This is a genomic window from Ruegeria sp. CG3, from assembly GCF_056537205.1.
This window is the reverse complement of the sequence record NZ_JBQFRC010000001.1, coordinates 1,037,026-1,054,978: the sequence shown is the minus strand read 5'-3', so window position 1 is coordinate 1,054,978 and position 17,953 is coordinate 1,037,026. Positions and strand designations below refer to the sequence as shown.

Genomic DNA, 17,953 nt, shown 5'->3' with positions numbered 1-17,953 from the left:
GCCTGCGGTCATTCGACCGCATCACAAAGGCTTGTTCTGCGCGGTCAGTCGCGCTATCCCCCGCGCAACGGAACAGGCCCCGGCGCGGCGGGCCACAGGTGGAGTTGCGACGATGAAGGCACGGGTGCACGTAATGCTCAAGAACGGGGTTCTGGACCCTCAAGGCGAGGCTGTGCGCCACGCATTGGGCGCACTGGGGTTCGACAAGGTGCAGGGCGTCCGGCAGGGCAAGGTGATTGACCTGGAACTGGCCGATGGCGCGACCAAGGCCGATGTGGCCGAAATGTGCGAGAAGCTGTTGGCCAACACGGTCATCGAGCGTTACGAGATCGAACTGGTCTGAATTCTCTGACCGCCATCCCCAAGGAGGGTTTCCCATGCGCGCAGCGGTTGTCGTTTTTCCGGGGTCCAATTGTGACCGGGATCTTGCCGTCGCCTTTGAGCAGGCTGGATTTCAGGTCGACATGGTCTGGCACAAGGATGCCCAACTGCCGCAGGGCGTGGACATCGTGGGCGTGCCGGGCGGGTTTTCTTACGGCGATTACCTGCGCTGCGGTGCGATCGCCGCGCAGTCTCCGATCTGCAAGGCGGTGGTCGAGCACACCGAACGGGGCGGCTATGCCATCGGCATCTGCAACGGGTTCCAGATCCTGACCGAGACCGGCATCCTGCCGGGCGCGCTGCTCCGCAATGCCGGCTTGAAATACATCTGTCGAACAGTTGGGCTGAAGGTTGCGACCAGCGACAGCGCCTTTACTCAGGGCTACAACGCAGGAGACGTGATTCAGATTCCGATCGCGCATCACGATGGCAACTACTTCGCTGATGACGAAACCATTGCCCGCCTGCGGGATGAGGATCGGATCGCCTTCAGCTATACCGACAACCCCAATGGCTCGCGCGGGGATATTGCCGGGATCCTGTCGCACAACCGGCGCGTGCTGGGCATGATGCCCCACCCCGAGCGGGCGGCGGACGAGGCCCATGGCGGTACCGACGGAGTGGCGCTCTTCCGCGCATTGTCGGGTGTGCTGACACCTGCGTGACTTGAGGTCGTGGGCGCGGAAGCGTAGCTTCGGTGCATGAGTTCCGACGCGCAATCAGGCTGGACAAATCTATTTGGCCGCGGTGCCCCTTTGGGGTGGCGCTTGCGGCTGGCCGTGTTCGTGTTGCTGGTTGCTGCTGCGGCGACGGTCTGGGTCACCAACAGCCTGCTGACCAATCGGTTCACGGAATCGACCCGAAACAGGGCTGAACTGCGCCTGGCGCTCTATTCCGGAAACCTGCTGAGCGAATTGCGTCGAAACGCCATCGTTCCACAATTGCTGGCCCGGGACCCGACTTTGATTTCGGCCTTGCAGTCAGCCGATTTTTCCTTGTCGACGCAGCGGCTTCTGTCCTTTGTTGAGGAAATCGGGGCTGCGTCGCTGATGCTGCTGGATCGGGATGGTCGGGTCGTTGCCGCAACAGACCGCAATCGACTGGGTGAGTCCCATCGAAGTGACCCGTATTTCGTGAATGCCGTCAGGTCGAACGCGACGATCTTTTCCGAGATTGCGCGCGAGACCGGCAGTTATGGCTTTCTCTATTCCCGCAGGATCGAGTTCGGGTCCGAAATTCTGGGCGTGATTGTGGTCGAAGTTGATCTGCGCAAGTTTGAAAACGCCTGGGCCGGGATCTCGGACGCGGTCATGGTGACCGACAGCACCGGAACGATCATTCTGTCGACCGAACCCCAGTGGCGCGGCCTGAACGAGACTGAGGCGTTGTTGCGGCAGCATCCGCAGGGTGCCATCCAGCGCGCAATTCGGGCGACTACCGATTGGACGGCCTTGCCGCCGGACGCCTATGTTGCGGGCGAGGCCGTGATGCGGATGGAGACCCGCATCCCGTTTCGCGGTTGGAAGATGACCTCGTTCACGACATATTCCTCGATCCGCGAAAAGGTGAACAGCGTGCTGGCGCTCGAGATCATGGGGTTTGCGATTCTCCTGGCGCTGACCTTCTATGCACTGAGCCGCAGGGCCACGTTCCGCATGGCGCTGTTCCAACGCGAGTCGGCGGAGCTTCGCGCATTGAACGCAAGGCTGCAGCGCGAAATCGCCGAACGCGAACGGGTTGAAAAGACGCTGGAAGTGGCGGAACAGACGCTGGCGCAAAGCTCGAAGCTGGCAGCCCTGGGCGAGATGTCGGCGGCCGTCAGTCACGAGTTGAACCAGCCGTTGGCGGCGATGAAGACCTATCTGGCGGGCGCGCGGCTGCTGCTGCGCCGAAACCGCCCCGAAGAGGCGCTGGCCAGCTTTGGTCGGATCGACGGTCTGATCGAGCGGATGGGCGCGATCACGCGGCAGCTCAAGTCTTATGCCCGCAAGGGTGCGGACGCGTTTTCACCCGTAAATCTTGGGGAGGCGTTGGCCTCATCCCTGTCGATGATGGAACCGCAGCTGCGCCAGAGGCAGGTCAAGATCACCCAGATCCTTCCCGAAGAGCCGGTGATCGTGATGGGAGATCGGATGAGGATTGAACAGGTTATGGTCAACCTGTTGCGAAACGCGCTCGACGCCACCAAATCTGTTGCAGAGCCAGAGGTCGAGATCATTCTGGCCGCAGGCGAGACCGCCGTACTGGCGGTGCGCGACAATGGCCACGGGATCGAGGATATCGAGAACCTGTTCGAGCCGTTCTACACCACCAAGCGGCCCGGAGATGGGGTCGGCTTGGGTCTTGCCATCTCGTCCGGGATCGTGAACGACCATGGCGGACGGCTGACTGCGCGCAACGGCCAGAACGGCGGCGCGGTATTCGAGATGCAACTGCCCATTTTGGGACATGACGGCCTTGAGGCCGCAGAATAACGAGGACGTACCTATGGCACAGGCCATGAAAATTGCCATCGTGGATGATGAACAGGACATGCGCCAGTCGATCAGCCAATGGTTGGCGCTGTCCGGCTATGACACCGAAACCTTTGCCAGCGCCGAGGATGCGCTCAAGGTTCTGGGGCCGGATTACCCGGGGATCGTGATCTCGGACATCAAGATGCCCGGCATGGATGGCATTCAGCTGTTGAAAAAGCTGATGGGCGCCGACAGTACCTTGCCGGTGATCATGATTACCGGTCACGGCGACGTGCCGATGGCCGTCGAGGCGATGCGGGTGGGGGCGTTCGACTTTCTGGAGAAGCCGTTCAACCCGGATCGGATGTCGGAACTGGCCAAACGCGCCAGCAACGCGCGGCGGCTGACGCTGGACAACCGCGCCCTGCGGCGCGAGCTGTCGGGTGGCACGCAGATCATGAACAAGCTGATCGGCGCCAGCCCGGTGATGGAGCGCCTGCGTGAGGATATTCTGGACCTGGGCCAGGCCGACGGGCATGTGCTGATCGACGGCGAAACCGGCACCGGCAAGACTTTGGTGGCGCACGCGCTGCATGCAGTCGGCAGCCGGGCGGGCAAGAAATTCGTTCTGGTCTCGTGTGCCGCGCTGGAAGAAGAGGCGCTGGCCAAGCGGCTGTTTGGCCCGATGATGCCCGAGGACACGCAACTGCCCGCCATCGAGGAAGCCCGCGGCGGCACTCTGGTGCTGGAGGATATCGAGGCGCTGAGCGACACGCTGCAGGCTCGTTTGCTGAGCGTGATGAACGAGCAGGGAACGCCGGCCGAGACCCGGATCGTTGCGATCTCAAACCTGCAGGAAGCCGGCAAGACCAGCGAGGACGTGCTGCGGCCGGATCTGTTCTATCGTCTGGCGGCACTGCGGATCACCATGCCGCCGCTGCGGCAGCGGGGCGAGGATATCCTGACCCTGTTCACCCGGCTGAGCGAGCAGTTTGCCGAAGAATACGGCTGTGAGGCGCCGCAAGTCAGCGCCCAGGAAGCCGCGCAGCTGCTGCAGGCGCCGTGGCCGGGCAATGTGCGCCAGTTGATCAACATCGCCGAACGCGCAGTTCTGCAATCGCGGCGCGGATCGGGCACCATCGCGTCGTTGTTGATGTCCGATCACGAAGAGATGCAGCCAGTGATGACCACCGAGGGCAAGCCGCTGAAGGAATACGTTGAGGCGTTCGAACGGATGCTGATCGACAACACAATGCGGCGCCACAAGGGGTCCATCGCCTCGGTGATGGAGGAACTTTGCCTGCCGCGCCGGACTTTGAATGAAAAAATGGCCAAGTACGGGTTGCAACGGGCGGACTATCTGTAGGCGAGGGGGCCAATCCCTGTTGGCCTTTTGGCCAAAGTACGCCCGGGAAATTTGAGGCCGGAGGAACCCCGACCTGTCCGTAGATCGGGCTCCTTTGCAGTTTGCCCATTGTGTTTTCCACAGGACTGCTTTTATTGTACCGGGACGGGTCGGGCGCATTTTTGTGCCTGAATGTCCCGAATCATTGAGTTTCGCTGCTTTGCTGCAGGTGGTGACCTTTCCCGCCCGGCCAAGCAGACCGATTGTGCCCCGTTCCGGGGCAGTAGAGTACCTGAGCCCGAACTTCGGGCGAAAGGAATAATGGGCAGGCAGCGGCGTGTTCGCGCCTGTCGGAGAAGAACCGCGATGACGCGCGCGCTACGATTGAGTATACGGGCAGGGGGCCACAGCGCCGATCCCTGCCGCGCGCCGTCCGTAATCGCCCAGACAAGACACCACCCCAGATGCGCCTGTCCGCCTGGACAGGTCAGGACAACGCGTTTGGCGCGGTGCACCAAGGACACATGGCAAAGAAAATGCTTATCGATGCCACCCACGCGGAGGAGACCCGCGTCGTGGTGGTGGACGGAAACAAGGTCGAGGAGTTCGATTTTGAATCCGAAAACAAACGCCAGCTTGCTGGCAACATTTACCTAGCAAAAGTAACGCGCGTCGAACCTTCGCTGCAGGCGGCCTTTGTTGACTACGGCGGAAACCGGCATGGCTTCCTTGCGTTCTCGGAAATCCATCCGGACTACTACCAGATTCCGGTCGCGGACCGCGAAGCCCTGATGGAGGAAGAGCGCGCCTATGCCGAAGCAATGAAGGCGCGGGACGAGGCCGAAGAATCCAAGCCCAAGAAGCGCCGCTCGCGGTCGCGTTCGAAGGCGGCAGAGGTCAAGACGGACGATCCGGTCGAAACGCTGGACGTATCCGCCGAGCCGACAGGTATGGAAACCATCGACCTGGTCGAGGAAGACGCCGCTGATCAGGATGTGCCCGAAGGCACGTCTCCGATGGAGACGGTCGCTGAAACTCCGGTCGAAGAGCCGAGTGAAGACGCGAGTGACGAACCGGCGGACGAAAAGGCCGAAGCCGAAGCCGAAGTCGACGCCGCACCCGCGGAAGCCATCGAAGCAGACGAGCCCGAAGCGGATCTAGCCGACGAAACCGACGTCGAAGCTGATGAGGCCAAGCCGGATGCGGCGGCCAAGGATGACACGATCGAGTCGGTTGCGGATGATGATGACAGCGAGGACATCCGTCCTCCGCGCAAACCACGCCCGCGCCGCTACAAGATTCAGGAAGTCATCAAGGTGCGCCAGGTTCTGTTGGTGCAGGTCGTCAAGGAAGAACGTGGCAACAAGGGTGCCGCGCTGACCACTTACCTGTCGCTGGCCGGCCGGTATTGTGTGTTGATGCCGAACACCGCGCGCGGGGGCGGCATCAGCCGCAAGATCACAAACGCCGCGGACCGCAAGAAGCTCAAGGAAATCGCATCCGAGATCGACGTGCCTACCGGCGCCGGTCTGATCATCCGTACAGCCGGCGCCAAGCGTACCAAGTCCGAGATCAAGCGCGACTACGAGTACCTGCAGCGCTTGTGGGAGCAGATCCGCGAACTGACGCTCAAATCGATCGCTCCTGCAAAGATCTACGAGGAAGGCGACCTGATCAAACGGTCGATCCGTGATCTTTACAATCGGGACATCGACGAGGTTCTGGTCGAAGGCGAAGGTGGCTACCGCATCGCCAAAGACTTTATGAAGATGATCATGCCGTCGCACGCCAAGAACGTGAAGCGGTACGAGGATCAGTTGCCGCTGTTCGCGCGCTATCAGGTGGAAAGCTATCTGGCGGGGATGTTCAACCCGACGGTCCAGCTGAAATCGGGCGGGTATATCGTGATCGGCGTGACCGAGGCGTTGGTTGCCATCGACGTGAACTCTGGCCGCGCCACCAAGGAAGGCTCGATCGAGGAAACTGCGCTGAAGACCAACCTTGAAGCCGCCGAGGAAGTTGCACGCCAGCTGCGCCTGCGCGACCTGGCTGGTTTGATCGTCATCGACTTCATCGACATGGACGAGCGCAAGAACAACCTGGCGGTTGAAAAGCGCCTGAAGGACAAGCTGAAGACCGATCGGGCCCGTATTCAGGTCGGACGGATCTCAGGCTTTGGCCTGCTGGAAATGAGCCGCCAGCGCCTGCGCCCAGGAATGCTTGAGGCAACCACACAGCCGTGCCCGTCCTGTCATGGCACCGGTCTGATCCGCTCGGACGACAACATGGCTCTGTCGATCCTGCGTCAGATTGAAGAGGAAGGGACGCGCCGCCGCTCGCGCGAGGTGCTGGTGCGGTGCCCGGTCAGCATTGCGAACTTCCTGATGAACCAGAAGCGCGAGCATATCGCGCAGATCGAGGCCCGCTATGGCCTGTCGGTTCGGATCGAAGGCGACATTCATCTGGTCAGCCCTGATTTCTCGATGGAGAAGTTCAAGACGGCCAGCCGGATCGTTCCCGAAGCGTCTGCGCCGGTGGTGTCCGCGACGGCATCGCTGATGGATCTGGTGGATTCCGAGGACGAGGTTGAGGACAGCGCCATCGAGCCGGAACAGGCAGAAGAGGAAGCCAAGCCGAAGCGCAAGCGCCGCCGGCGTCGCCGCAAGAAGCACGGCGGTAACGGCGAGCAGGCCGAGGCAACCACTTCCGACGAAGCTGCGGAAGACAAGGCGAGCACTGAGGCGCAACCTGAGGAATCGGGGACGGAAAAGACCGCTGAGTCTGAATCCGCTCCGGCTGAGGCCGCAGAAGCTGGCGCCGAAAACGTGACCGAGGGTGAAGCGGAGCAGGCCGAGGAAAAGCCGGCCAAGCCCAAAAAACGTCGGGCACCGCGTCGCAAGAAGACGGCCGAAGTCGAAGAGGCGTCCGCGCCGGAACCCGAGGCGGCCGAGGAAACGGTTCAGGCGGCTGCAGAAACACCTGCCGATGCGGCGTCCCCTGCTGAGGACACTGCCCCCGACGCGCAAGCTGAGGAGCCGGTCAAAGCGAGTGAGCCCGAGGTGGCGGCAGAAGTCGAAACGCCAGATGCCGAGCCCGTGGCGGAAGCGGCAACAGAAGAAAAAGCCGAGGACACCGCAGAGCCTGTGCTTGAGACGGTGGCGGAAGAACCCGAGCCGTCCCCGGCCAAGCCAAAGCGGCGCGGTTGGTGGTCACTGGGCCAATAAGACAAAAAAAGGCGGACAGTATTGTCCGCCTTTTTTCTTTCAGGTCCCGCCGTTTTTCCGAATGAGATAGACGTGGTGGTCCGCAGCTTCTTCCATCCCGATCAGCTCGTGCCCGGACTCCGAGCAGAAATGAGGCACATCGACGATTGCGGCCGGATCGTCGGCAAGGACCCTGAGAAGGGAGCCCGCAGGCATGGCCTTGAGCCGTTTGCGGGCTTTCAGGACGGGCAGGGGGCACAGCAGGCCCAATGCATCCAGTGTTTCGGCTTCTTGTGTCATGGCTCTCAGATATTTGCATGGCGCACAGCTGTCCAGCCGGCAACCACGAGGATGTGACCGAATGGCCCCGTGACGCGCCCCATTGGATATCCTATGTGCAGTGGCATGTTCGGAATCGATATCATCGACGCGGGGCTGCTGCCCGCCATGTTCATCGCGCTGGTCGGCGGGTTGATCAGTTTTCTGTCGCCCTGCGTGTTGCCGATCGTGCCGCCTTATCTGGCCTACATGAGCGGCGTGACCATTCACGAGATGCAGGATCAGGCGCAGGCTAGACGCAAGGCGACTCTGTCAGCGCTGTTCTTCGTTCTTGGACTGTCGACGGTATTCCTGCTGCTGGGCTTCACGGCCTCGGCCTTCGGCGCATTCGTGCTGCAGAACCAGGAACTGTTCGCCAAGGCCTCGGGTCTGGTGGTGATCGTGTTCGGCCTGCATTTCCTGAACGTGTTCCGAATTCCGATCCTGGACCGCGAAGCGCGGCTCGAAACCGGGGACTCCGGCGGCTCGGTCTTCGGGGCTTACATCCTGGGGTTGGCTTTCGCATTCGGCTGGACCCCTTGCATCGGCCCCCAGCTTGGCGCGATTCTGTCGCTGGCCGCGTCCGAGGCCTCGGTGGCGCGGGGCACGCTGTTGCTGGGCGTCTACGCGGCGGGTCTGGGCATACCGTTCCTGCTGGCTGCGATGTTCCTGAACCGTTCAATGGCGGTGATGAACAAGCTGAAACCGCATATGGGAACGATCGAAAAAGTCATGGGTGGCTTGTTGCTGGTCGTCGGCATCATGCTGGTGACGGGTCTGTTCACCGAGTTCAGCTGGTGGCTGCTTGAGACGTTCCCGGCATTGGCCACTCTGGGCTGACGCGGCGCCCGGTCGCGATGATCGGGCCTTACCTTGGCCACATCGCTGCGCTAACCTGCCCGCAACAAGGGCAAAGGCATGAGCAGTCAGGTTCCGCAATCTGGGGTACAACGACGCCGGGTGTTCTATATCCCCGGCTATGATCCGATCCATCCCCGCCGCTATCGCGAGCTCTACCGGAAAGAGGGGCGCGCGCAGTCAGCGATTTCCGGGTATCGGTTGGAGGTCTCGGCCAAGACGGGCGATGGCCCCTATGGCTGGCACGTCCGGTCGGAGCAGGACGGGGCCGAAGTAGATACGGATGTCGAGGTTCTAGTCTGGTCCGACATCGTGCGCGACAGCATGGACAGCTCGATCCCGGCGACCTACTGGCAACTGCTGTGCACGGCCTCGATCTACATCTCGACTGGCACGCTGTGGCGGCTGATGCGGCTGCGCAAAGGACCGGTGATTGCCGCACTCTATCCGGTGGCGATGTTGCTGGGGCAGTTGGCGCTGGCGGGATTGGTCTTCTACGGTGTGGCAATGTTGTCCGAGTCCGCGATGCATTGGTTGGTTGAAGCTGTGGAAGGACCCGCGCTGTTCGGTCCCGATTTTGCGGCGCGGATGTATCTCAGCCTGGCTATTGGCGTGTTGGCGGGCTGGTGGGTCTTGCGCTGGTTCCGAAAGATCGACAACCGCCTGTTCGCCTATTACCTGATGCACGACTATGCCTATTCTGCGCGGCTGCGGGGAGAAACGCCGCCCGAGTTGCAGGCTCGGCTGGACGAATTCCGTGCCACTATTGCGGCAGCGCTACGGTCGCCCGTCGATGAGGTTCTGGTGGTGGGCCACAGTTCCGGCGCCCATCTGGGGGTTTCGGTTCTGGCCGAACTGCTGCGGCGGGGCGAGGTGCCACCGGATGGCCCGGTCCTGTCGTTCCTGACATTGGGGCAGGTGGTGCCGATGGTGTCATTCCTGCCGCGGGCCGGCCGGTTGCGGTCCGACCTGCAATTGCTGTCGCAGACCGAGCAGTTGACATGGGTCGATGTCTCGGCACCCGGGGATGGCTGCGCCTTTGCCCTATGTGATCCGGTTGCGGTCAGCGGGGTTGCCGGGCCGGGCAAGCGGTGGCCGCTGGTTCTGTCAGCCGCTTTTACGCAAACCCTGTCGCCCGAACGTTGGGCCGCGTTGCGCTGGCGGTTCTTCCGTTTGCATTTCCAGTATCTTTGCGCGTTCGACCGGCCTAGCGACTATGACTATTTCCGCATCACGGCCGGCCCGCTGACACTGGGCGCTCGGTTCGCCGGCCGGGCGCCGTCGAAATCGCGGATCGAGCGGGCGGTGTCCAAGTACCGGACGGTGCGCGCATGACCCCGCCCAAGCCGCCCGCCAGACCCGACAAGGTATCGCTGTGGCAATACCTGCGCATGTTCCGGCGTGACATCCTGTCGGCCCAGCCGCAACGCCTGTACCGCGCCTGGATGGCCGAGTTCCGCACCCCGTTCTTCCGGTCCTACCTGATCAACCAGCCCGAGCTGATCGACCGGGTTCTGAAACACCGTCCTCAGGATTTCCCGAAATCCGGCCGGATCAGCGAAGGCCTGCGGCCCCTGCTAGGCCAATCGGTATTCCTGACCAACGGCGCGACCTGGGAGCGCCAACGCCGCATCATCGATCCGGCCTTCGAGGGCGGGCGGCTGAAACAGACCTTTCCCGCAATGCTGGCCTCGGCCGAGGCTTGCGCCGATCGCCTGCGCGACAGGACGGGCGTGCCGGTCGAGATCGAAGAGGTCACCAGCCATGCCGCCGCCGACGTGATCTTTCGCACCTTGTTCTCGGTGCCTATCGAGCACGAAATCGCCGCACAGGTGTTCGAGAAATTCCGCGCCTATCAGCGGCAGCAACCTCTGCTGAACCTTGCGGCTTTCGTGCCGCTGCCCGGCTGGGTGCCTCGGTTCCACCCGCGCAAGACCCGCCGTGCGGCGGCTGAAATCCGCGCCTTGATCGCCCGCCTGACCCGCGAGCGGGCCGCGCAGATCGCCGCCGGCACCGCGCCCGACGATCTGGCCACCAAGATCATGACCACGCCCGACCCCCTGACCGGGCAATGTTTCAACACCGATGAGATGATCGACCAGGTCGCCATCTTCTTTCTGGCCGGGCACGAGACCAGCGCCTCGGCCCTGGCGTGGACTCTGTACCTGATGGCCGCCTATCCCGACTGGCAGGACCGCGTGGCCGAGGAAGCCCGCGCGCAAGATGAAATCAGTTTTGCCAGCATGTCCCGCCTCAAGCTCAGCCGGGATGTGTTCCGCGAGGCGCTGCGCCTCTATCCCCCGGTGCCGATGATGGTGCGCGAGGCCACATGCCCCGAACGTTTCCGCGACCGCGACGTGCCCAAGGGCGCTCAGATCGTGCTCAGCCCGTGGCACCTGCACCGGCATGAACGGCTGTGGGAGGACCCCGACAGCTTTGACCCGGCCCGCTGGGCGACTGAAAACGGCCAAGCCTGTCAGCGCGCGGCCTTCATCCCGTTTTCGGCCGGGCCGCGCGTCTGCACCGGGGCGGGGTTTGCGATGGTCGAGGGACCGTTGATCCTGTCGACCCTGCTGCGTCGGTACCGGTTCGAACCTGTCGAAGGCCGCGCCCCGGTCCCGGTGGCACATCTGACGGTCCGCTCGCGCGATGGAATCTGGCTGCGCGTGGTTGAGCGCTAACAAACTATCATCGCCCCGCGCCATGCTGTATGCGGTTGGAAAAGCGGAATCATTACTGAACGGGAAAGTGTTATGTCCAAGGCTGAACAGCGCGAACAGATGATCAACGGTGCGGGCTTCATCGCGGCTCTCGATCAGAGCGGTGGCTCGACGCCCAAGGCGCTGGCGCTGTATGGCGTGCAGCCGTCCGACTATGGGTCGGACGAGGAGATGTTTGCCGAGATCCAGAAGATGCGCGCCCGGATCATCTTGGCCAACGACTTTACCCGCGACAAGGTGATCGGCGCGATCCTGTTCGAACGCACGCTGAGCGAGGAAATCGACGGTCGCAAGGTGGCCGATTACCTGTGGTCGGTCAAAGGCATCGTGCCGTTCCTCAAGATCGACAAGGGGCTGGAGGACACCGCCAACGGCGTGCAGCTGATGAAGCCCATCCCGGGCCTGGCCGAGACGCTGGCCAAGGCCGAAGGTGTGTTCGGCACCAAGGAACGCTCGGTCATCCACGAGGCCAATGCCGAGGGCATTGCCGCCGTGGTGAAACAGCAATTCGACGTGGCCCGCGAGGTGATCGCGGCCGGCATGGTTCCGATCATTGAACCCGAGGTGAACATCAAGTCGGACACCAAGGACGAAGCGGAAGAGATCCTGAAAGCCGAAATCCTCAAGAACCTCGACGAGTTGGACGAGGGGCAGGACGTCATGCTGAAGCTGACCCTGCCCAGCAAGGCCAACCTGTATGACGAGGCCGCCGATCATCCGCGTGTTCTGCGGGTGGTGGCGCTGTCGGGCGGCTATTCGACCGACGAGGCCTGTGACTTGCTGGCGCAGAACGGCAAGATGATCGCCTCTTTCTCGCGCGCGCTGACCGAGGGGCTGTCGAAACAGCAGTCGGATGCCGAGTTCAACGCGGCCCTTGGCAGCAATATCGACAAGATCTACCGCGCCTCGGTCTGAGGTCAGACCGGTTTGATGAACAAGCGGCGCATCTGCGCCGCTTTTTCGCGCATGGCGCAGCCTGTGGCGTGGTCATTCACCAGCCCCATCGCCTGCATGAAGGCAAACACCGTGGTGGGGCCGACAAATTTCCACCCGCGCTTTTTCAGATCCTTGGACATGGCGACCGACTCGGGCGAAGTCGAGGCCGTCTGCGGCGCAGGAGGGGTCTCGGGCTCGAACCGCCAGACATAGGCCGCCAGCGAGCCGGCTTCGTCCACCAGCTCCTGTGCGCGGCGGGCGTTGTTGATCACCGCCTCGATCTTGCCGCGATGGCGGATGATACCGGAATCTTGCAGCAGGCGCTCGACGTCCGATTCAGAAAAGACGGCCATCACGTTGAAATCAAAACCGGAAAAGGCTTTGCGGAAATTCTCGCGCTTGGCCAGAATGGTGCGCCAGCTGAGGCCGGATTGGAAGCTTTCAAGGCAGAGCTTCTCAAACAGGCGCTGGTCGTCACCTACTGGATAACCCCATTCATTGTCGTGATAGTCGAAGAATTCCGGCGCGGCCTGACACCAACAGCAGCGCGGCCGGCCATCCGGTCCGGTAGCGAGTTCGCGCATCGAATGTACCCCTTTTGTTCGCCATCACCCTAGGCGCAGACGGATATCAGATCAAGGGTTGCGATCGGGTGACCGGTACCAGTTCAGAACAAAGACGCGAATGGTCGACGCCAATCCAGTCTCGGGGTCGCGCGCGACATCAATTTCCGAGGCCAGCACATTGATCGGCAAGCCTTTTGCCTTGGCGATATCTCGGAACGCCTGCCAGAACTCATCCTCGAGTGAAACCGAAGTGCGGTGCCCCTTGAGGGTCAGCGAGCGTTTGACGGGCGGGCCGCTCATTCATCCAGCTCGTGATTGTCCAGATCGCGGCGGGCCTTATCGGCACGGGCCTCGTCCAGCTGCTTTTCCGCCTTGCTGCGCCCGAACGCCGCCGCGTTCCGGTCGGCGCGGGCCTTTTTCTCGGCCCGCGCCTTTTCCTTGCGATACCGGCTCAGATTGACCGGCTTGCCCATCAGTCCTTGGGCCCGATCATCTGCTCGGGGCGCACGACGGCGTCAAAGGTCGCCTCGTCGACGAAGCCCAGCTTGATGGCCTCTTCCTTCAGCGTGGTCCCGTTCTTGTGCGCAGTCTTCGCGACCGTGGTTGCGTTGTCATAGCCGATGGTGGGGGCCAGGGCGGTGACCAGCATCAGCGATTCCTTCATCAGCTTGTCGATGCGCGCCTCGTTGGCCTTGGTGCCCAGAAGCATGCGTTCGGTGAAGCTGTCCGTCGCGTCGCCCAGCAGCTGGATCGACTGCAGCAGATTGTAGGCCATCATCGGGTTGTAGACGTTCAGCTCGAAATGGCCTTGGCTGCCGGCGAACTTGATCGCAGCGTCGTTGCCCATGACGTGGGCGGCGACCTGGGTCAGCGCCTCGGCCTGGGTCGGGTTGACCTTGCCCGGCATGATCGACGATCCGGGCTCGTTCTCCGGCAGGATCAGTTCACCCAGACCCGAACGCGGCCCCGAGCCGAGGAAGCGGATGTCGTTGGCGATCTTGTAGCAGCTGCCCGCGACTGTGGCCAAGGCGCCCGACAGGAACACCATCGCATCGTGGGCGGCCAGCGACTCGAATTTGTTGGGCGCGGTTACGAAGGGCAGGCCGGTGATTTCGGCCATGTTAGCGGCGACGGCCTCGGCCCAGCCTTTCTGGGTGTTCAGCCCGGTACCGACGGCGGTGCCGCCCTGTGCCAGCTCGTAGATGCCGGGCATGGCGGCGCTCACGCGGGCGATGCCCTGGCGGATCTGGTGGGCATAGCCGCTGAATTCCTGGCCCAGGGTCAGCGGGGTCGCGTCCTGCGTGTGGGTGCGGCCGATCTTGATGATGTCCTTGAATTCCTCGGACTTCTGCTCGAGCCCGGCGGCCAGCTTCTCCAGCCCCGGCAGCAGCACGTCACGCACGCTCATCGCGGTGGCGATATGCATGGCGGTGGGGAAGGTGTCGTTCGACGATTGGCCCATGTTGCAGTGATCGTTCGGGTGTACCGGATCCTTCGAGCCGATCACGCCGCCCAGGATCTCGATCGCGCGGTTCGCGATGACCTCGTTGGCGTTCATGTTCGACTGGGTGCCCGATCCGGTCTGCCAGACGACCAGAGGGAAATTGTCGTCGAACTTGCCCTCGATCACCTCGCCTGCGGCCTGGATGATCGCGTCGGCGATACGTGCGTCCAGTTTGCCGGTGGCCTTGTTCTGCATGGCGCAGGCCTTCTTGACCACGCCCAGCGCGCGCACGATGGCGACGGGCTGCTTCTCCCATCCGATGGGGAAGTTCATGATCGAGCGCTGCGTCTGCGCCCCCCAATACTTGTCAGCGGGAACCTCGAGCGGGCCAAAACTGTCGGATTCGGTGCGGGTCTGAGACATCTGTCACTCCGTCTGGTATGCAGTCGCATGCCGTTTAACCGCAGCTAAGCCATGGTTCAATCGGCCAGTTGCGCGCACCTTAGTCCGAAGGGCAAAAAAGGTATAGCCATGCGGTGTGCGTCACTTTTCTTGGTCGGTCACGGGGCCGTACCATTGTGCCCGTTCCCGGCTGAGCTAAGATAAAGAAGGCAACCGCGGAGAAAGAACCATGAATCGCTCAGACCGGACCTCATCTTTCGCGCAAATGGCCCGATGGCTGTCGGTACTGGCGTTTGGGCTTTTGTTGACGTCTCCGGGATGGGCGCAGGACATCGGTCCCTTTGTCGGCGACTATGTCGGATCTGCCGACGTGGTGGATGCGGACGGATCGTCGACTCCGCGCGACATGAGCGTCTCCATCGCAGAGACCGGCGAGGGGTTCGTGGTCAAGTGGAAGACTACCACGTACAAAGCCGACGGCAGGGTGAAAGAACAAAGCTTTTCGGTCGAGTTCCGACCTTCTGATCGGAACAACATCTATTCCGCAGCCATGAAGCGGAATGTCTTCGGTCATGAGGTTCCGCTGGACCCAATGAAGGGTGAGCCTTTTGTCTGGGGACGGATCGAAGAGGAAACGCTGACCGTCTTTTCGCTGTTCATAGATGAGGACGGCGGGTACGAATTGCAGCAGTATGATCGGACGCTGGCCGAGGGCGGGCTGAACCTGTCCTTTTCCCGGTTCAGAGATGGACAGAAGTCGCGTTCGGTCGAAACATTCCTGGAAAAACAATAGGCTCCGCCAAAAAAGCGAAGCCTCGTCCAATGGCCGCGAATTACTTGCGGAAGCTGTCCAGCGATACGATATCCGCGTCATGATGCGGCTCGTCGTCGGGTTCGACCTCGATCGACTCGGCCTCGATTTCCACCGGGTCCTCATCTTCTTCGTCCGAGCTTTCGAAGCGCAGCCCGAATTCGACCGACGGATCGACAAAGGTCTGGATGGCCGAATAGGGGATATACAACGGCTCCGGAGCGTCACCGAAATTGAGCGTGATGGCAAATCCGTCCTCGCCAACCTCGAGATTTTCGAACCAGTGCTGCACCACGATCGTCATCTCATCAGGGTAGCGTTCGCGCAGCCAGTCAGCGATTTCGACGCCGGGCTCACGGGTATCGAACGTGATGAAGAAATGGTGCGCGCCGGGCAGTCCGGTTTCAGAAACGCGCTTCAGAACAGTCTTGATCAACCCGCGCATAGCGGTGTGCATCAAGTTGCCGTAGTCAATGCCTTGCGACATGTGTCATCCTCGAAAGTGGTTATCCCAAGCATAAGGGATTTGATCGGAAACGAAAGAGCGGGTTGCGTCTGATTGTTCAAACCAGATGCAGGATTGCGCCTGCACCTATCATGATGCCCAGCGTCGTTGCCAGACCGGTTTTTCTTATGAAAATCAAGACTCCGGCAAGGCATGTCAATCCAACGGCTGCGATGTCCAAGGTCGAAAAAACCGGAATGGGCAGTGAGATCGGACCAAACTCGACTTTTCCGATGGTTCCAAACAGGACGTGCAGTCCGAACCACACCGACAGGTTGAGAATCACACCGACGACCGCCGCGGTAATTGCGCGCAATGTTCCCGACAGTCTCGGTCTTTGCGCTATGACGTCCAGGTAAGGTGCGGCAACGAATATCCACAGGAAGCACGGAACGAAGGTCGCCCACAGCGCAACGACCCCGGCTGCCAGCGCAAGGGACATCCCGCCGGCCAACTGCCCGGCGAGCATGGCGACGAATTGCGTGACCAGTATCAATGGGCCGGGGGTGGTTTCTGCCAGTCCCAGCGCGTCGATCATCTGATCGGTAGAGATCCATTGATAGTTCTCGACGACCGTCTGGGTCATGTAGGCCAGCACCGCATAGGCCCCGCCGAAAGTGACTACGGCCAATCGTGCAAAGAACCAGCCCAGATCGCTTAGCAACGTTTGGCCGGAAAGGGTCAACAATACCAGCGGGACCAACCAAAGAAACAGCCAGAGCGCTGCAGTCCGCGCGGGCCGAGCCAATGCGGTATCGACATTCTGCGAAACTGAAGGCTGCTCTGAAGGCTTACGTGAAAAGCCCCAGACAGCCGCGGCCAGAATGATCAGGGGGAAAGGTAGATTCAGAGCGAAGATCGCCAAGAACGCCAGTATCGCAAGAATCCCGGGCTCTGCCCCAGATAGAGTTTTGCGAGAAAGATTGAGCACCGCCTGGAGAACGATCACGATAACCGTGGCCTTGATCCCGAGAAATGCAGCCTGGACCAGGGGAAGGTCTCCGTAGGCAGCATACAAGCCGACCAGCACAGCTATCACCAGCGCTCCGGGCATAACGAACAGGCCGCCGGCAATCAGCCCGCCCGGCACGCCCCGCAGCCGCCAACCGGCATAGGTGGCCAGTTGCATGGCTTCGGGGCCGGGCAGCAACATGCACAACGACAGCGCGCGCAGAAAGCTCTGCTCATCCAACCATGGCCGCCGTTCGACCAATTCCTGGTGCATCAATGAGATCTGTGCCGCTGGGCCACCAAATGAGAGGAGTCCGATGCGGCCGAACACCCGGACCAGTTCTGACAGTGAGGGGTTCACTACAGGGGATCCGCCCTGCATGCGCCGGTTTCGGCGGTCCTCGGGCGGCTCCATCCGATATTCAGAGCATAGGTGCTGATCCGACCACCAGCGATCATTGGAAATTGCGCAGCCATGGCATGTGCCCCTTTGGATTTGGAGACATGCGAACCCGGGCTGCCGCCGGGCAGGGCGTTCACATGCTGACCCCGTGTGCTCTTGCTACTCGGGGTCAGCACGCGCGGTCAAGAACCGGTTCAGGCCCAGTCCAGCCGTTGCCCTGTCATGCAAACGGGCAAGGTATCCTGCGGGAACTGGCCGAGCTGTTCGAACAGGGAAACGAAGTCGAACTGGTTGTAGGCTTCGACCATCTTGTCACCTTTGAAGCGCGCCATCACTTGGCCTGTGACCTCCAAGGGCGCGCCGTTGTCCGCCCGCGAGGTCCGCACATGCAGAACGGCCGACGCCCAATCGCCGTTTTCGATAATTTTGGGCAAATCCACCTGAATTTCGCCCAGAACGTGCCGAAAGGCCATGACAAGGTCGCGAAAGTCGTCCGCGCCGACCTGCATTTCGGGTATCAGCCCCTCGGCCATCGTTTCCGGGGCAAAATACTGGTCGATCGCGTCAATATTGCCTTTTTCCCAAACCTCGGAATACCAGGCCCTGAGTATCTCTGAATGAGTCATCCCAACTCTCCTGTCTGTCTTCCGCTAC

General features: G+C 61.7%; 18 protein-coding genes. 10 read left to right on the top strand and 8 right to left on the bottom strand.

Translation table 11 applies throughout. The features are described 5' to 3' along the window. Window positions 1-112: 112 nt before the first annotated feature. The 5 genes from purS (at window position 113) to ACR0NB_RS05265 (ending at window position 7,406) form a co-directional block, all read left to right on the top strand. Complete coding sequence (purS, locus tag ACR0NB_RS05285) at window positions 113-343, top strand: phosphoribosylformylglycinamidine synthase subunit PurS (protein ID WP_170339320.1); 231 nt, start codon at window positions 113-115, stop codon at window positions 341-343. Between the two features lie 34 nt (window positions 344-377). Further along, the gene (gene purQ, locus ACR0NB_RS05280; RefSeq protein WP_170339318.1) at window positions 378-1,046 is read left to right on the top strand and encodes a phosphoribosylformylglycinamidine synthase subunit PurQ; all 669 of its coding nucleotides are present in this window, start codon (window positions 378-380) and stop codon (window positions 1,044-1,046) included. Between the two features lie 36 nt (window positions 1,047-1,082). Continuing rightward, entirely contained in the window at window positions 1,083-2,855 is a 1,773-nt protein-coding gene (locus ACR0NB_RS05275) for a sensor histidine kinase (protein WP_480633039.1), read from the top strand. A 13-nt stretch (window positions 2,856-2,868) separates the two neighbouring features. Then, window positions 2,869-4,203 (top strand): sigma-54-dependent transcriptional regulator, encoded by a 1,335-nt coding sequence (locus ACR0NB_RS05270; RefSeq protein WP_093961984.1) that lies wholly within the window; start codon window positions 2,869-2,871, stop codon window positions 4,201-4,203. 503 nt (window positions 4,204-4,706) lie between these two features. Further along, entirely contained in the window at window positions 4,707-7,406 is a 2,700-nt protein-coding gene (locus ACR0NB_RS05265) for an Rne/Rng family ribonuclease (RefSeq protein WP_480775108.1), read from the top strand. A gap of 39 nt (window positions 7,407-7,445) precedes the next feature. On the opposite strand, the gene ACR0NB_RS05260 is transcribed toward ACR0NB_RS05265, so the two are convergent. Next, window positions 7,446-7,685, bottom strand: a complete 240-nt coding sequence (locus ACR0NB_RS05260) for a sulfurtransferase TusA family protein (RefSeq protein ID WP_093961985.1) — start codon at window positions 7,683-7,685, stop codon at window positions 7,446-7,448. A 105-nt stretch (window positions 7,686-7,790) separates the two neighbouring features. On the opposite strand from ACR0NB_RS05260, the gene ACR0NB_RS05255 reads away from it, so the two are divergent. The 4 genes from ACR0NB_RS05255 to ACR0NB_RS05240 all read left to right on the top strand — a co-directional run bounded on the left by ACR0NB_RS05255 (window position 7,791) and on the right by ACR0NB_RS05240 (window position 12,196). Continuing rightward, on the top strand, window positions 7,791-8,543 hold the full coding sequence (locus ACR0NB_RS05255) for a cytochrome c biogenesis CcdA family protein (protein WP_170338729.1): 753 nt from the start codon (window positions 7,791-7,793) through the stop codon (window positions 8,541-8,543). Between the two features lie 78 nt (window positions 8,544-8,621). Further along, entirely contained in the window at window positions 8,622-9,896 is a 1,275-nt protein-coding gene (locus ACR0NB_RS05250) for a hypothetical protein (RefSeq protein WP_480775107.1), read from the top strand. After that, window positions 9,893-11,242, top strand: a complete 1,350-nt coding sequence (locus ACR0NB_RS05245) for a cytochrome P450 (protein WP_480775106.1) — start codon at window positions 9,893-9,895, stop codon at window positions 11,240-11,242. The genes ACR0NB_RS05250 and ACR0NB_RS05245 overlap by 4 nt, the downstream gene beginning before the upstream one ends. Window positions 11,243-11,314: 72 nt before the next feature. Further along, window positions 11,315-12,196, top strand: coding sequence for a fructose bisphosphate aldolase (locus ACR0NB_RS05240; RefSeq protein WP_480775105.1), 882 nt, complete (start codon window positions 11,315-11,317; stop codon window positions 12,194-12,196). 2 nt (window positions 12,197-12,198) lie between these two features. On the opposite strand, the gene ACR0NB_RS05235 is transcribed toward ACR0NB_RS05240, so the two are convergent. Genes ACR0NB_RS05235 through fumC form a run of 4 tightly spaced genes read right to left on the bottom strand, consistent with a single transcriptional unit; the run spans window position 12,199 to window position 14,650 of the window. Continuing rightward, a complete protein-coding gene (locus ACR0NB_RS05235; RefSeq protein ID WP_480775104.1) occupies window positions 12,199-12,801 on the bottom strand; it encodes a DNA-3-methyladenine glycosylase I in 603 nt (200 codons plus the stop codon). Window positions 12,802-12,852: 51 nt separating this feature from the next. Further along, a complete protein-coding gene (locus ACR0NB_RS05230) occupies window positions 12,853-13,083 on the bottom strand; it encodes a ribbon-helix-helix domain-containing protein (protein ID WP_480775103.1) in 231 nt (76 codons plus the stop codon). Continuing rightward, window positions 13,080-13,256, bottom strand: a complete 177-nt coding sequence (locus tag ACR0NB_RS05225) for a DUF4169 family protein (RefSeq protein ID WP_170442645.1) — start codon at window positions 13,254-13,256, stop codon at window positions 13,080-13,082. The genes ACR0NB_RS05230 and ACR0NB_RS05225 overlap by 4 nt, the downstream gene beginning before the upstream one ends. Continuing rightward, on the bottom strand, window positions 13,256-14,650 hold the full coding sequence (gene fumC, locus ACR0NB_RS05220) for a class II fumarate hydratase (protein WP_170508535.1): 1,395 nt from the start codon (window positions 14,648-14,650) through the stop codon (window positions 13,256-13,258). The genes ACR0NB_RS05225 and fumC overlap by 1 nt, the downstream gene beginning before the upstream one ends. Window positions 14,651-14,858: 208 nt before the next feature. Between fumC and ACR0NB_RS05215 the strand changes: the two genes are divergently transcribed. Next, window positions 14,859-15,422, top strand: coding sequence for a hypothetical protein (locus ACR0NB_RS05215; protein WP_170508533.1), 564 nt, complete (start codon window positions 14,859-14,861; stop codon window positions 15,420-15,422). 40 nt (window positions 15,423-15,462) lie between these two features. On the opposite strand, the gene ACR0NB_RS05210 is transcribed toward ACR0NB_RS05215, so the two are convergent. The 3 genes from ACR0NB_RS05210 to ACR0NB_RS05200 all read right to left on the bottom strand — a co-directional run bounded on the left by ACR0NB_RS05210 (window position 15,463) and on the right by ACR0NB_RS05200 (window position 17,925). Continuing rightward, window positions 15,463-15,927, bottom strand: coding sequence for an SspB family protein (locus ACR0NB_RS05210; RefSeq protein ID WP_170403236.1), 465 nt, complete (start codon window positions 15,925-15,927; stop codon window positions 15,463-15,465). Between the two features lie 76 nt (window positions 15,928-16,003). Beyond that, window positions 16,004-17,278 (bottom strand): chromate efflux transporter, encoded by a 1,275-nt coding sequence (gene chrA / locus ACR0NB_RS05205; protein WP_480775625.1) that lies wholly within the window; start codon window positions 17,276-17,278, stop codon window positions 16,004-16,006. Window positions 17,279-17,493: 215 nt separating this feature from the next. Beyond that, complete coding sequence (locus ACR0NB_RS05200; protein ID WP_093961996.1) at window positions 17,494-17,925, bottom strand: ester cyclase; 432 nt, start codon at window positions 17,923-17,925, stop codon at window positions 17,494-17,496. Window positions 17,926-17,953: the final 28 nt, after the last annotated feature.